General features: G+C 69.8%; 10 protein-coding genes, 1 pseudogene and 1 riboswitch. Of the genes and pseudogenes, 7 read left to right on the top strand and 4 right to left on the bottom strand.

Annotation, left to right across the window (positions count from 1 at the left end; all coding sequences use genetic code 11):
* Positions 1-11 precede the first annotated feature (11 nt).
* Positions 12-695 (bottom strand): response regulator, encoded by a 684-nt coding sequence (locus NRF20_RS12170; protein WP_266357121.1) that lies wholly within the window; start codon positions 693-695, stop codon positions 12-14.
* The gene (locus NRF20_RS12165; RefSeq protein WP_398630478.1) at positions 692-2,383 is read right to left on the bottom strand and encodes an ATP-binding protein; all 1,692 of its coding nucleotides are present in this window, start codon (positions 2,381-2,383) and stop codon (positions 692-694) included. Before NRF20_RS12165 ends, NRF20_RS12170 begins: the two co-directional genes overlap by 4 nt.
* A gap of 117 nt (positions 2,384-2,500) precedes the next feature.
* Between NRF20_RS12165 and NRF20_RS12160 the strand changes: the two are divergent.
* Positions 2,501-3,519: pseudogene (locus tag NRF20_RS12160) on the top strand (LacI family DNA-binding transcriptional regulator).
* 29 nt (positions 3,520-3,548) lie between these two features.
* Here the strand turns inward: NRF20_RS12160 and NRF20_RS12155 are convergent.
* Positions 3,549-4,865 carry a citrate/2-methylcitrate synthase gene (locus tag NRF20_RS12155; RefSeq protein ID WP_413752570.1) on the bottom strand — a complete coding sequence of 439 codons (1,317 nt, stop codon included), beginning with the start codon at positions 4,863-4,865 and terminating at the stop codon, positions 3,549-3,551.
* A gap of 110 nt (positions 4,866-4,975) precedes the next feature.
* On the opposite strand from NRF20_RS12155, the gene NRF20_RS12150 reads away from it, so the two are divergent.
* Together NRF20_RS12150 and NRF20_RS12145 are read left to right on the top strand one after the other, a co-directional pair.
* Positions 4,976-6,136, top strand: a complete 1,161-nt coding sequence (locus tag NRF20_RS12150; RefSeq protein WP_398630480.1) for a citrate synthase/methylcitrate synthase — start codon at positions 4,976-4,978, stop codon at positions 6,134-6,136.
* Positions 6,137-6,157: 21 nt separating this feature from the next.
* Positions 6,158-7,291, top strand: coding sequence for a CobW family GTP-binding protein (locus NRF20_RS12145; protein ID WP_398630481.1), 1,134 nt, complete (start codon positions 6,158-6,160; stop codon positions 7,289-7,291).
* A 29-nt stretch (positions 7,292-7,320) separates the two neighbouring features.
* Here NRF20_RS12145 and NRF20_RS12140 read toward each other — a convergent pair whose 3' ends face one another.
* Positions 7,321-9,771, bottom strand: coding sequence for a DNA gyrase/topoisomerase IV subunit A (locus NRF20_RS12140; protein WP_413752569.1), 2,451 nt, complete (start codon positions 9,769-9,771; stop codon positions 7,321-7,323).
* A gap of 270 nt (positions 9,772-10,041) precedes the next feature.
* Here NRF20_RS12140 and NRF20_RS12135 point away from each other — a divergent pair, with 270 nt between their 5' ends.
* The 4 genes from NRF20_RS12135 to NRF20_RS12120 all read left to right on the top strand — a co-directional run bounded on the left by NRF20_RS12135 (position 10,042) and on the right by NRF20_RS12120 (position 15,108).
* Positions 10,042-11,430, top strand: coding sequence for a M16 family metallopeptidase (locus tag NRF20_RS12135; protein ID WP_398630483.1), 1,389 nt, complete (start codon positions 10,042-10,044; stop codon positions 11,428-11,430).
* Between the two features lie 26 nt (positions 11,431-11,456).
* Positions 11,457-12,839: a M16 family metallopeptidase gene (locus NRF20_RS12130; RefSeq protein ID WP_413754560.1), complete on the top strand. Its 1,383-nt coding sequence runs from the start codon at positions 11,457-11,459 to the stop codon at positions 12,837-12,839.
* 351 nt (positions 12,840-13,190) lie between these two features.
* A riboswitch (cyclic di-AMP (ydaO/yuaA leader) is annotated at positions 13,191-13,357 on the top strand.
* Positions 13,358-13,370: 13 nt separating this feature from the next.
* On the top strand, positions 13,371-14,165 hold the full coding sequence (locus NRF20_RS12125; protein ID WP_413752568.1) for a M23 family metallopeptidase: 795 nt from the start codon (positions 13,371-13,373) through the stop codon (positions 14,163-14,165).
* A 229-nt stretch (positions 14,166-14,394) separates the two neighbouring features.
* Positions 14,395-15,108: a GntR family transcriptional regulator gene (locus NRF20_RS12120; RefSeq protein ID WP_413752567.1), complete on the top strand. Its 714-nt coding sequence runs from the start codon at positions 14,395-14,397 to the stop codon at positions 15,106-15,108.
* Positions 15,109-15,131: the final 23 nt, after the last annotated feature.

Raw genomic sequence — 15,131 nt, 5'->3', positions numbered from 1 at the left:
GACCGGATCTCTCAGGCCTGCCCGCCGGTGGACCAGGTGTAGCGGTGTTCCGGGCGGCCCGTCTCGCCGTACCGCAGCGTCAGCCGCACCCTGCCGGTCCTTTCCAGCAGCTTCAGATAGCGCTGGGCGGTCTGCCGGCTCATCCCGGCGCTCTCCGCGATCTCCTGTGCGGAGAGCGGCCCTTCGGCGCTCCGGAGTGCTTGTTTGACCAGCTCTGCCGTGGTCGGTGAGTGGCCCTTGGGCAGGTCGGGTTCGCCCGCCGCCCACAGGGCGCCGAAGAGCCGGTCCACCTCACCCTGCTCCGCCTCGCCGCCGCCTTCGAGGGTGTGGCGCAGAGTCGCATACGCCTCCAGCTTGGTGCGCAGCCCCGCGTAGGTGAACGGCTTCACCAGGTACTGCAGCGCGCCGTGTCGCATGGCCTCCTGGACGGTGGCGACGTCGCGCGCCGCCGTCACCATGATCACGTCGGTGTGGTGACCGAGTCTGCGCAGCTCACGCACCATCGTCAGACCGTTGCGGTCGGGCATGTAGTGGTCCAGCAGGACCAGGTCCACACGCTGTTCCTCGATCGTGGCGAGGGCTTCGGCGGCGGAGTGCGCCTGGGCGGCCACCCGGAATCCCGGCACCCTGGAGACATAGGCCGCATTGACCTTCGCGACCCGGATGTCGTCATCCACGACCAGGACCTCGATCACTGAGCCTCTCCCGCGATGCCGGTTTTCGGTTCGGTCATTTCCCGTTCAGTCATTTCAGGATCCGTCATGTCCTGGACGGCCAAGGCTTCCGGCAGCACGACGGTGAACTCGGCGCCACCGTCCGCGGCCCCGTCGACAGTGACTCCGCCACCCTGCCGTTCCGCCAGCCGCCGCACCAGTGCAAGGCCCAGGCCACGCTTGCCGTGCGCCGGGAGTTCCTTCGTCGACCAGCCCTCCGTGAAGATCGATTCGCGTTGCCCGGGCGGAACCCCGGGGCCGCTGTCGCGGACCCGCAGCACCACGGTACGGCCCTCGGCGCGCAGGCCCACCTCGATCAGGGCGCCGTCCGCTCCGGCCGCCGCGTCCAGTGCGTTGTCCACGAGATTGCCGACGACAGTGACCAGCCCGCGAGGGTCCACCAGCCGGTCCGGTAGCAGGGTCCCGGGGGCCATGCGGAGCGCGACGCCGCGCTCTGCCGCGACCGTGGCCTTGCCGACCAGGAGCGCGGCCAGCAGTGGGTCGTGCACCTTCTCGGTGACCTGCTCGGCCGTTGCCCGGTGGACGCCGACGACCTCGGTGACGTACTCCATGGCGTCCTCGTGCATGTCCAGCTCCAGCAGCCCCAGGAGGGTGTGCATCCGGTTGGCGTGCTCGTGGTCCTGGGCCCGCAGCGCGTCGATCAGGCCACGGGTGGAGTCGAGCTCGCGGCCGAGATGTTCGAGTTCAGTGCGGTCGCGGAGGGTGGCGACGGCGCCGCCGTCGTCGGTCGGCATCCGGTTGGCGAGCAGGACCCGGGTGCCCTGCACCGTCAGCAGATCGTCGCCGATCACCCGGCCGGCCAGTACATCGGCGGTCCGCCCCTCGCCGAGCACGGCGTCGAGCGGGCGGCCCGCGGCATCGGGGCCGAGCCCGAGCAGCCGCTGCGCCTCGTCGTTCAGGAGCCGGATGCGGCCGGTCCGGTCGAGTGCCACGACCCCTTCGCGGATGCCGTGCAGCATCGCCTCGCGCTCCGTCAGCAGCGCGGAGATATCGGAGAAGGCGAGGTCATGGGTCTGCCGCTGGAGGCGCCGGGAGATCAGATAGGCGGCCAGCGCCCCGACAGCGAGCGCCCCGCCCGCGTAGGCGAACAGCCCGGGAATCGCCGCGAGGAGCCGGGCGCGGACACTGTCGTACGCGATCCCGACGGAGACCGCGCCCACGATGTGGTCCGTCCCGTCGCGCAGAGGTACCTTCCCGCGGGCCGAGCGGCCGAGCGTGCCGCTGTCGATCTCCATGACGTTCCGGCCGGCGAGCGCGTCACTCGGGTCGGTGGAGACGACCTTGCCGATCTGGTCGGTATCGGTGTGCGACCAGCGCACCCCGCGCCGGTCCATGACGACGATGTACTCGGCGCCGGTGGCGCGTCTGATCCGCTCGGCCGCGGTCTGTACGGGCCCGGTGGGGGTCGGGGCCGTGGCGAGCAGTGACTCCGTGATCTGGGGCTGGGCCGCCGTGCTCTGCGCGATGGCGAGTGCACGGCGCATCGCCTGATCGTCGAGCTGCGCGCTGAGGGGTGCCAGAAAGAGGCCGGTGGCGAGTACGGTGACACCGGTGGCGATGGCCAGCTGCATCAGCAGGACCTGGGAGAAGACCCGCTGCGGCCAGCCGAGTCGGCGTGCTCTCCTGGCGGTGGGCGATGGGGCGGTCATCATATGAACGGTAGAGGACATTCCGGCGCTTTCCGAAATCCCCTTCCGCTTTCCGAGATTCTCCTCGTCTCCATATTTGCGTAATCCGTTTGGGCTTCTTGCGTTAATCATGCGCGCATGGCGCGACGACTTGCTCAGGTGGCGCAGAAGGTGGGGGTCAGCGAGGCCACGGTCAGCCGGGTGCTCAACGGCAAGCCCGGCGCCTCGGACGCCACCCGGAAGGCCGTCCTCTCCGCGCTCGACGTCCTCGGTTACGAGCGCCCGACCCAGTTGCGCGGTGAGCGGGCCCGGCTGGTCGGCCTGGTCCTGCCCGAGCTGCGGAACCCGATCTTTCCCGCCTTTGCCGAGGTCGTCGGCGGCGCGCTCGCCCAGCAGGGCCTCACCCCGGTGCTGTGCACCCGGACCAAGGGTGGCGTTTTTGAGTCCGACTATGTGGAGCTGCTCCTTCAGCGGCAGGTGTCGGGCGTGGTCTTCGCCGGTGGGCTCTACCATCAGGCCGACACCCCGCACGACCACTACAAGGTGCTCGCCGACCGTAGGATCCCGGTCGCCCTGATCAATGCGGCCATCGATCATCTCGGCTTCCCCGGCATCTCCTGCGACGACTCCGTTGCCGTGGAACAGGCCTGGCGCCATCTTGTCTCGCTCGGCCACGAGCGCATAGGCCTGGTGCTCGGCCCCTACGACCACGTCCCCTCGCAGCGCAAACTGGCCGCCGCCCGCGCGATAGCCGCGGAGTCGGGGACGACCGTGCCGGACGAGTGGGTGGCCCGGGTCATGTTCTCGCTGGAGGGCGGGCAGGCCGCCGCCATGCGCCTGGTCGACCAGGGCGTCACGGGCATCGTCTGCGCCAGCGATCCGCTCGCGCTAGGAGCTGTGCGCGCCGCGCGCCGTCGAGGACTTTCGGTCCCCGCCGATGTCTCGGTCGTCGGTTATGACGACTCGGCCTTCATGAACTGCACCGAGCCTCCGCTGACCACCGTCCGACAGCCGATCGAGGCCATGGGGCGCGCCGCCGTCGAGCTGCTCTGCGTGCAGTTCGGGGGCGTACCGTGCCGTCCGACGAACTGCTCTTCGAGCCGGAACCGGTGGTGCGCGGCTCCACCGCCCAGTCGCTGGGCACCACTTCTCGCTGACCGTCGCGATTTTGCGTTGCACGAACCGTCTATCGCAGCGGCCCATCCGCGGGGGTGGGCAGCGGCTGAGGGGGATGGGGGCCTTCGTACTGGCCACTGGGGCGTATGCGCAGCGGCCGTTCCCCGTATTCCTCCAGTGCATGCGCGATCCAGCCCGCCGTGCGCGACACCGCGAACACTGTCTCGCCTGCCTCCGCGGCCATGTCCGAGGAGACCGAGAGCACGGCGAGCGCCAGGTCGACATTGGCGTGCAGGGGTGCGTGGCGGGCGGTCGTGGTGACCACGTCGCGCGCTGCGGCGAGCGCGGGGGCCGCCTGCGGGACGTCTGCGAGCAGGGCGAACAGCGTCTGCGCCCGCGGGTCCTCGGAGGTGTACAGGCGGTGGCCGAGCCCGGGGACCATGCGTCCCGTACGGAGATGATCCGCGACCACCGGTACCGCGCTGCCCCGCTCCAGGACCTCGGTCAGCATTCGGTGCGCCAGACCGCTCGCGGCCCCGTGCAGCGGGCCCTCCAGGACTCCCAGGCCGGCGGAGACCACCGCGTACGGATGGGCATGGGCGGATGCGGCGACCCTGGCGGCCAGTGTCGACGCCGCGAGATCGTGGTCGATCAGCAGGGCGAGGGCGGTGTCCAGAGCGGCGACTGACGGCTCGTCGGCCGGCCGGGCAGTGAGCTTCGGCCACAGTCGCCGTGCCAGCCCGGCCCCGCTCCCGTCCGCCCTCCCTTCGGGTCCGTCACCTGTCGAAGATGTGTCCGAGGCCAGGGGCAGCGCTCCGACCAGGGTCGGAATCAGGCTCCGTGCACTGGCGAGTACTGCCTCGTGCGAGAGGTCGAAGCGGAGCGGATCGGCGGTCGCCGCGGCGATCACGGCCACCCGCAGCCGGTCCGTCGAGCCGCTGTGCGCGGGCAGCGCGTCGACCGCCCGGCGTGCCGCAGCCAGCGCCTCAGCTGATGCCGTGAAGCGGATGCCGGGCCGCAGATTGCCGGTCCAGAGCCATTCGGCGACCTCCTCGTAGGCGTACTGCCTGGCCAGTTCGGTCGCGTCGACGCCACGGAAGTAGTAGCGGTCGCTCTCGATCAGGGTGATGCCGGTGCGGAAGACCAGATCACCGGTGGCGGCCGAGGACTCCCGGCGGCCCGTGCGCCGGGCCAGTGCATCGACCTCCGCGACGTCGAACGTGCTGCCGCGTCCGCCGGGAGCGCGCCTGCTGCTCAGCTGGCCCCGGCTGACATAGGCATACACCGTCTCGGGCTTCACACCGAGGCGCTCAGCCGTCTCCCGGGTGCTGAGCCGCTGCGGGGCCGTCGCACCGGGGCCGTCACCGTGTGCTGCTTGATCCTTCATGTCGCCAACCGTATCCATATTGATTCAATCAACATTGACAGGATTGAAGTCAATCATAGATGGTCGAATCAATATTGATGAGATCCACCGGGACGTTCACGGAGGAAGAGATGCCGACCATGACCAGCGGAACCCCGCTCGACGTACCCCGAGGGCTCTCCGGAGTCGTCGTCACCGACACGGCCCTCGGCGATGTCCGTGGGCGCGAGGGCTTCTACCACTATCGGCACTACTCGGCGATCGAACTGGCACAGACCCGCAGCTTCGAGGACGTCTGGTACCTGATGTTCGAGGGCACGCTGCCCGATACCGCAGCCAGTGCCGAATTCGCCGCCCGCACCGCCGCACTGCGCCGACTGCCCGCGGAGGTACGTGAGGCCCTGCCCGCCATAGCCCGCGCGGGAGCCGTCTCCGGACCCCTGGCCGGCCTGCGCACTGCCCTCTCGCTCCTCGGCGCCTCGGCCGGCTTCCGGCCGGTGTACGACATCGACGCCGGCCGGCGCCGCAGCGACGCCCTGGCCGCCTGCGCCGCAGTCCCCACCGTGCTCACGGCCCTGCACCGGCTCGGCCAGGGCCTCGAACCGGTCGAGCCACGCGACGATCTGCCCTACGCGGCCAACTACCTCTACATGCTCACCGGTTCCGTACCGGACGCCGCACGCGTCAGGGCCGTGGAGCAGTACCTGATCTCCACCATCGACCACGGCTTCAACGCCTCGACCTTCACAGGCCGCGTCGTCGCCTCCACCGGCGCCGACGTCGCAGCCTGTCTCGTGGCGGCCGTCGGCGCGCTCTCCGGACCGCTGCACGGTGGAGCGCCCAGCCGCGCCCTCGACACCCTGGACTCCATAGGCACCCCCGACCGCATCGACGGCTGGATCCGCGAACGGGTGCTCGCGGGCGAGCGGATCATGGGCTTCGGTCACCCCGTGTACCGCACCGAGGACCCGCGCTCACGCATGCTGCGCGGAATCGCCCAGGGCTTCGGCGGCCCACTGGTCGACTTCGCCGTCGAGGTCGAACGGCAGGTCGAGGCGATCCTCGCCGAGCTCAAGCCGGGCCGTGAGCTGCACACCAACGTGGAGTTCTACGCCGGAGTCGTCATGGAGCTGTGCGGGCTGCCGCGCGAGATGTTCACGCCGACGTTCTGCGCGGCGCGGGTGGTCGGCTGGAGCGCCAATATCCTGGAGCAGGCGGAGGACTCGAAGATCATCCGTCCGGCGGCCCGCTACGTCGGTACGCCCCCGCCGCAGCCGGTACCGGCGCCCTGACGTCCCCGAGGAAGGTCCCCGTTGAACCCGTCGTCCCCGCCCCGCAAGCAGCAGATCCCGGTCATCGTCCTTGCGGGGTTCCTGGGATCCGGCAAGACGACACTGCTCAACCACCTCCTCCGTAACCGTGCGGGAAACCGGATCGGCGTGATCGTCAACGACTTCGGCTCCATCGAGATCGATGCCATGACGGTCTCGGGGCAGGTCGGCTCGACGGTCTCGCTGGGCAACGGATGCCTGTGCTGCGCGGTCGACGTGAGCGAACTCGACACCTTCCTGGAGACGCTGACCCGGCCCGCCGCCCGCCTCGACGTGATCGTCATCGAGGCCAGCGGACTCGCGGAGCCGCAGGAGCTCGTGCGCATGCTCCTGGCCAGCGACAATCCGCACATCGTGTACGGGGGACTGGTGGAGGTCGTCGATGCCGCGGAGTTCGACGCCAGCCGGGAGCGCCATCCGGAGATCGACCGCCATCTCGCTGTCGCCGATCTTGTCGTGCTCAACAAGACCGACCGGGTCGGGAGCGAGGAACAGGCCCGTATCCGCGACGTCATCGCCGCGGCGAGTGCCCCGGCCGACGACGCAGCGGCGGGTGGCAGCGCGGCCGCCGTCATCTGCGCCACGTACGGACGCATCGACCCCGAGCTGCTCTTCGATCCGGCGCTGCGGCCGGACGGTGAGGAGAAGGCGCGTCAGCTCACTTTCGAGGATCTGCTCCTGGCGGAGCGGGCCGAGGATGAGGCCGGCGCCGGACACGGTCACCATCTGCATGCCGCGTACGAGAGCGTGTCCTTCACCGCGGACGTACCCATGAACCCCCGCCGATTGACGGAGTTTCTCGACTCCAGGCCGCAGGGTCTCTACCGGATCAAGGGGTTCGTCGACTTCGGCGTGGGCGACCGCGGCAACAAGTACGTCCTGCACGCGGTCGGCAGGTTCCTGCGGTTCGCCCCGCAGCCGTGGACCCGCGACGAACCGCGCCTCACGCAGCTGGTGCTGATCGGCTCAGGCATCGATCCGGAGCAGCTGCACAAGGAGCTGGCCGACTGCCGCGAGAGCGCCGCCCCGACGCCTGACACGACGCAGGACGCCGCACATGAACGAAGCATGTGGGGCGTCCTGCGGTACGTGCAACAGCCCGACGACGACGCGTAGCGGCAGGCCCCCCGTCGTCGGCCGACTGCCTACACCGGCCCCGCGATCACTGCGACCGGCTTGGCCAGCGGCGTCCCCGAACCGTCGCGTCGCGGGTCGGGCTCCGGCAGCTCGGTCGGCGTGCCGTTCTTCTGCGCGGCCCGGGCAGGCGTCGCGCCCGCCCAGCCGAACACCAGAACGTCCTCGCCCTTGAGGAACCGCTGGCAGCGCACCCCACCGGTGGCCCGGCCCTTGCGCGGATACTGGTCGAACGGGGTGAGCTTGGACGTCAGCACCGAGTCGTCCAGCGTGCCGTGCGAGCCCGCCACCGTGAACACCACGGCGTCCGCCGCCGGATCCACCGACGTGAACGAGATCACCTCGGCATCCGCCGTGAGCTTGATCCCCGCCACGCCTCCCGCGGGCCGGCCCTGCGGCCGCACCTGTGCCGCCGGGTAGCGCAGCAACTGCGCGTCGGACGTGATGAAGACCAGGTCCTCCTCGCCCGTACGCAGTTCGGCCGCGCCGACGATCCGGTCACCGTCCTTGAGGGTGATGACCTCCAACTCATCCTTGTTGGCAGGGTAGTCCGGCACAACCCGCTTGACGACTCCCTGAAGAGTGCCGATCGCCAGGCCGGGGGAGGCCTCGTCGAGCGTGGTGAGGCAGATGACCTCCTCGTCGCTCTCCAGCGTGAGGAACTCCGAAACCATCGCACCGCCCGAAAGGTTGGGTGCGGCATGGGTGTCCGGCAGCTGGGGCAGATCGATCACCGCGAGCCGCAGCAGCCGCCCCGCGGACGTCACCACGCCCACATCGCCGCGGGCCGTCGCCGGTACGGCCGACACGATCACATCGTGCTTGGCACGCTTGGCGTCCTCGGCGAAGACGATCGGATCGTCATTGGCGGTACGGGCCAGCAGGCCGGTCGAGGACAGCAGCACCCGGCACGGGTCGTCCGCGACCTCCAGCGGCACCGAGGCGACCTGCGAACCGGCCGACTCCAGCAGCACCGTACGCCGGTCGGTGCCGAACTTCTTGGCGACCGCTGCCAGTTCGGAGGAGACGAGCTTGCGCAGCTCGGTGTCCGATTCGAGGATGGCGGTCAGCTCGTCGATCTCGGTGTTGAGCTGGTCCCGCTCGCTCTCCAGCTCGATCCGGTCGAACCGGGTCAGCCGGCGCAGCGGGGTGTCCAGGATGTACTGCGTCTGGGTCTCGCTCAGCGAGAAGTGCTCGATGAGCCGCTCCTTCGCCTGCGCCGAGTTGTCGCTGGACCGGATGAGCCGGATGACCTCGTCGATGTCGATCAGCGCGACGAGCAGGCCCTCGACCAGATGCAGCCGGTCGCGACGCTTGCCCCGGCGGAACTCGCTTCGTCGGCGCACCACGTCGAAGCGGTGGTCGAGATAGACCTCGAGGAGCTCCTTGAGGCCCAGAGTGAGCGGCTGTCCGTCGACCAGCGCCACATTGTTGATACCGAAGGAATCCTCCATGGGAGTCAGCTTGTAGAGCTGCTCCAGCACGGCCTCCGGCACGAAGCCGTTCTTCACCTCGATGACCAGGCGCAGGCCGTGCTCGCGGTCGGTCAGGTCCTTCACGTCCGCGATGCCCTGGAGCTTCTTCGCCGAGACCAGATCCTTGATCTTGGCGATCACCTTCTCCGGGCCGACGGCGAAGGGAAGTTCGGTGACGACCAGACCCTTGCGGCGCGCCGTCACATTCTCCACGGCGACGGTCGCACGGATCTTGAACGTTCCGCGCCCGGCGGCGTACGCGTCCTTGATGCCGCCCAGGCCCACGATCCGGCCACCCGTCGGCAGATCGGGACCGGGGACGAACCGCATCAGGGTCTCCAGGTCCGCACCCGGATGCTTGATCAGATGGCGGGCGGCGGCGATGACCTCGCCCAGGTTGTGCGGCGGCATATTGGTCGCCATGCCGACCGCGATCCCGGACGACCCGTTGACCAGGAGGTTCGGGTACGCGGCCGGGAGAACGGTCGGCTCCTGCTCCTGACCGTCGTAATTCGACTGGAAAGCGACGGTGTCCTCGTTGATCGACTCCGTCATCAGTGACGTCGCGTCGGCCATCCGGCACTCGGTGTACCGCATGGCGGCCGGCGGGTCGTCGTTTCCGAGCGAGCCGAAGTTGCCGTGGCCGTCGACCAGGGGGAGCCGCATGGAGAACGGCTGCGCCAGACGGACCAGCGCGTCGTAGATCGACGTGTCGCCGTGCGGGTGCAACTTACCCATGACCTCGCCGACGACACGGGCGCACTTCACATAGCCGCGGTCGGGGCGCAGGCCCATCTCGTTCATCTGGTACACGATGCGGCGGTGCACCGGCTTCATGCCGTCACGGGCGTCCGGCAGGGCCCGTGAGTAGATCACCGAGTACGCGTACTCAAGGAAGGAGCCCTGCATTTCGTCGACGACGTCGATGTCGAGGATCTTCTCCTCGAAGTCGTCCGGCGGCGGGGTCTTCGTGCTGCGGCGGGCCATCGCTGCTGCGACTCCTTCACGGATTCTGTTCGGGCAACCTCAGGTTCTGACGCGGACCATTGTGGACCGCCGCACTGACATCGCCGACCTCGACCCGTCCCAAGAGCCGTTCCCGACCCCTGTCGAGGTGGTTTCACGACCCGTCCCGCGGGGGATGCGCCCCTCTTTCACGCGAACTTCCGCGGTATGGGAACTTCGCCAGGCGTCTGTGCGCTTGCTTACAGTGGCAGGTCTCGCAGGAAATCCAGTATCGCGATCGAAGGGACGTACATGCCCATGGGTCACACGGCCACAGCCCAGGCCGGCTCCGGCGGCTTGACAGCGACCGAGCACCGTCTGGCCAACGGCCTGCGCGTGGTGCTCTCCGAGGACCATCTGACCCCGGTCGCCGCGGTCTGCCTCTGGTACGACGTCGGCTCGCGCCACGAGGTCAAGGGACGCACCGGTCTGGCTCACCTCTTCGAGCACCTGATGTTCCAGGGCTCCGGCCAGGTCAAGGGGAACGGACACTTCGAGCTCGTGCAGGGAGCCGGAGGTTCGCTCAACGGGACCACCAGCTTTGAGCGCACCAACTACTTCGAGACCATGCCCACGCACCAGCTGGAGCTGGCTCTCTGGCTAGAGGCCGACCGGATGGGCTCGCTGCTCGCCGCGCTCGACGAGGAGTCCATGGAGAACCAGCGCGACGTCGTCAAGAACGAGCGCCGCCAGCGCTACGACAACGTCCCCTACGGCACGGCGTTCGAGAAGCTGACGGCACTGGCCTACCCCGAGGGTCACCCGTACCACCACACGCCGATCGGCTCGATGGCGGACCTGGACGCCGCGACCCTTGAGGACGCCCGCACCTTCTTCCGTACGTACTACGCGCCCAACAACGCGGTGCTCTCGGTCGTCGGCGACATCGACCCCGAGCAGACCCTCGCCTGGATCGAGAAGTACTTCGGCTCCATCCCGTCCCATGACGGCAAGCGGCCGCCGCGTGACGGCACGCTCCCCGAGATCATCGGCGAGCAGCTGCGCGAAGAGGTGCGCGAAGAGGTTCCGGCACGGGCGCTGATGGCCGCTTACCGGCTGCCGCACGACGGCACCCGTGAGTGTGACGCGGCAGACCTCGCGCTGACCGTGCTCGGCGGCGGCGAGTCGTCGCGGCTGCACAACCGCCTGGTCCGCCGTGACCGCACAGCCGTGGCGGCCGGGTTCGGGCTGCTGCGGCTGGCCGGTGCGCCCTCGCTCGGCTGGCTGGACGTCAAGACGTCCGGCGGCGTCGAGGTGCCGCAGATCGAGGCCGCGGTCGACGAGGAGCTTGCCCGGTTCGCCGCCGAGGGCCCCACGCCCGAGGAAATGGAACGTGCGCAGGCCCAGTTGGAGCGCGAGTGGCTGGACCGGCTCGGTACGGTCGCGGGCCGCGCCGACGAACTCTGCCGGTTCGCCGTGCTGTTCGGCGACCCGCAGCTCGCCCTGACCGCCGTACAGCGGGTGCTCGATGTCACCGCGGCAGAGGTCCAGGCGGTCGCCGAGGCCCAGCTGCGCCCCGACAATCGGGCGGTGCTGGTCTACGAGCCGGTCGAATCGGCCGAGCCCGCAGACGCAGCGGACACCGAGACCGGCGCCGACGGCGCCGACGACACCGACGCGCACGAAGGAGCGGACAAGTGACCGACGCTGCCGCGACTGGAGTTTCGATGCAGTACCACCCGCAGCCGGCCCCCGGCCTCGCCCGCCCCTGGGCCTTCCCCGCGCCGGAGCGTGGCGCCCTGCCCAACGGCCTCACGGTGCTGCGCTGCCACCGCCCCGGCCAGCAGGTCGTGGCGGTCGAGATCTTCCTCGACGCCCCGCTGGACGCCGAGCCCGAGGGCCTCGACGGCGTGGCCACGATCATGTCGCGGGCGCTGTCCGAGGGCACCGACAAGCACACCGCCGAGGAGTTCGCCGCCGAGCTGGAGCGCTGCGGCGCCACCCTCGACGCGCACGCCGACCACCCCGGCGTCCGGGTCTCCCTGGAGGTCCCGGCCTCCCGGCTGGCCAAGGCGCTCGCGCTGGTCGCCGAGGCGCTGCGGGCGCCCGCCTTCGCCGACAGCGAGATCGAACGGCTGGTGCGCAACCGGCTCGACGAGATCCCGCACGAGCAGGCCAACCCGGCCAGGCGCGCCGCCAAGGAGCTCTCCAAGGAGCTCTTCCCGGCCGCGGCGCGGATGTCGCGCCCGCGCCAGGGCACCGAGGAGACGGTGGAGCGGATCGACTCGGCGGCCGTGCGTGCCTTCTTCGACGCCCACGTCCGGCCGTCCACGGCGACCGCCGTGGTCGTCGGTGACCTCACCGGCATCGACCTGGACGCCCTGCTCGCCGACACTCTCGGCGACTGGTCGGGAGACATCGCAGAGCCTCGTCCCGCCCCTTTGATCACCGCCGACGACACCGGCCGAGTGGTGATCGTCGACCGTCCGGGCGCGGTGCAGACGCAGCTGCTGATCGGCCGGATCGGCGCCGACCGGCACGACAGCGTGTGGCCGGCCCAGGTGCTGGGCACGTACTGCCTGGGCGGCACGCTCACCTCCCGGCTGGACCGTGTGCTGCGCGAGGAGAAGGGCTATACCTACGGGGTGCGGGCCTTCGCCCAGGTGCTGCGGTCGTCGGCTCCGGATTCCGCCTCGGGGGCGAGTGGTGCCGCGATGCTCGCCATCAGCGGATCGGTGGACACGGAGTCCACGGGACCGGCGCTGCAGGATCTGTGGACGGTCCTGCGGACCCTGGCGGCCGAGGGACTGACCGATGAAGAGCGTGAGACGGCCGTGCAGAACCTCGTGGGTGTCGCACCGCTGAAGTTCGAGACGGCGGCCTCGGTCGCGGGCACGCTCGCCGACCAGGTCGAGCAGCACCTCCCGGACGACTACCAGGCACAGCTGTACGCCCGGCTGGCGGAGACCGGCACGGTCGAGGCGACCGCTGCGGTGGTCAACGCCTTCCCGGGCGACCGGCTGGTCACGATCCTCGTCGGTGACGCGTCACAGATCGAGGATCCGGTCCGGGCCCTGGGCATCGGAGAGGTGTCGGTGGTCGCCGGCTGACGGGCGTACCCGTTGTGGACACCGGACGACCGGCCGGGCCGAGGCGGGCGACCCCCGCCCGTCCGGCCCGTTGCGTGTGACAGTCCACCGGCCGACTTTCACGTTCGACCGAGCACCGAAGGCCACGGCCGGTCCACAGACCCGTCATACGCCTGCATATCGGGACAGAAGGAAGACCCCTGTGAGTGAGATCTCACCGGAGTCTTCCTTTTTGTCTGTTTTGGCAGGGAGGTTGCCTGTCTGCCCTGTGGGATGCGCTACAAAACGACCTGTCCGTTTGGTGAATGCAAGTGACCCCGCTTAGCGTCGGCTGGGCTGTCCGTCACTCGTATGCCGCATCCGTGACGTACCGGGCAGCCATCGCCGAGTCCCCGTCAGGCGCGAGCCTGGGGAGCCGGGGACCCATGCAGTCCCTGGGGTGAATCGGGTGCCTGAGCCCGGATGAGGCCAGGGCGCCCGTAGGAGACCTTCCTGCTCCGAACCCGTCAGCTAACCCGGTAGGCGAGAAGGAAGGAAAGGATCAGCCACTTCATGGCGTTCACCCGTGCCACCGGGAAGCATCGTGCCCCGAGCCGACTGACGCGCAGCAGCGCGAAGATCGCCGGCGTCGCGGCTCTGGCCACCACCGGCGTCATCGGCGGCATGGCCTCTCCGGCCCTCGCCGCGGACTCCTCCGTCAGTGAGACCGGTCTGAACCAGGTCATCGCCATCGAGGGCGCCCTCGCCGACCAGATCGACGCCCAGGCCGACGCGCAGAAGCACCAGGCCGATGTCGCGGCGAAGGCGAAGGCGGAAGCCCAGCGGAAGGCCGAGGCCAAGAAGAAGGCCGAAGCGAAGGCCAAGGCCGAGGCGAAGCGCGCGGTCGAGGCCCGCGCCGAGAAGGCCCGCGCCGCCCGGTCCGCCGAACGCACCCGCCTGGGTTCCTTCCAGCTCCCGGTCGCAGGTTCGTACGTCACCACCGGCTACAAGTCCAGTGGCTCGCTCTGGTCCTCCGGCAGCCACTCGGGCATCGACTTCCACGCCGCGTCCGGCAGCTCCGTCGTCGCCGTCGGCGCCGGTACGGTCGTCGAGGCCGGCTGGGGAGGCGCGTACGGCAACAACATCGTGCTCCGGATGACGGACGGCACGTACACGCAGTACGGCCACCTCTCCTCGATCGGCGTCTCCGTCGGCCAGAGCGTCGGCGCGGGCCAGCAGATCGGTCTCTCCGGCTCGACCGGCAACTCCACCGGTCCGCACCTCCACTTCGAGGCCCGGACCACGCCGTCCTACGGCTCCGACATGGACCCCGTCGCGTACCTGCGCGCCCACGGCGTCAACGTCTGACCGACGCTGCACCCGCAGTACCCCCTTCGAAGGCCCCGGCGGCACGCCGGGGCCTTCGCCGTGCCCGGCCTCCGCGCCCGTCCGCAGTACCTGCTCCCCGAACCGTCCTCTGGCCAAAAGATATTCATGAATTTCCACCCGGCATCGGATATGCGGCCACATCGCAATAGAGTTGCAGAACAGGCGTCGGTCGGCCGCGTTTCGCGGGAATTGAGGCGGAGGTTCGGACATGCGCATTCCGGCGCATTCGGTATGCATGGCGATCCGTGACGATATCGTCTCCGGTGTCTTCGAGCGCGGAAGCCGGCTCACCGAGGAGTTGCTGGCGCGCCGTTACGGGGTCTCCCGTGTCCCGGTACGGGAAGCGCTGCGCACCCTGGAGTCCGAGGGCTTCGTGGTCACCCGCCGGCACGCGGGTGCCTGCGTCGCCGAGCCCACCGAGGAGGAGGCCGCCGACCTCCTGGAGGTCCGGATGCTGCTGGAGCCGCTGGGTGCCGCGCGCGCCGCGCAGCGCCGCACCGAGGCGCATCTCAAGGTGTTGCGCGGTCTGGTCAGGCTCGGCCAGGAGCGGGCCCGGCGGGGTGAGGGAGAGGACCTGCGCTCACTGGGCGGCTGGTTCCACGAGACGTTGGTACAGGCCTCCGGCAGTCCCGGCCTGATCGCGCTGCTCACCCAGCTCCGGCACAAGATCGCCTGGATGTACACGGTCGAGCAGCCGGCCCGCCCGGTGGACTCCTGGGCCGAGCGCGGGGCCATTGTGGACGCGGTGGCGCGGCGTGACGCGGAACGGGCCAGGGCGCTGGCCGCCCAGCATGCCGAACGGGCCGCGGCCGCGCACCGGCTGCGCCGTGCCGACCGGCCGGGCCGCCGGGCCGACGCCTCGCACGCCGACCGGGTGAGGACTTCGCAACATTCCGTAAACACCACAGGCGTTCGGAATTAACAATTACGCCGTATACAAAGAGT

The sequence above is a fragment of the Streptomyces sp. R-74717 genome (assembly GCF_047305335.1).
Classification (GTDB): domain Bacteria; phylum Actinomycetota; class Actinomycetes; order Streptomycetales; family Streptomycetaceae; genus Streptomyces; species Streptomyces atratus.
This window is presented reverse-complemented; position numbering and strand designations above follow the sequence as displayed.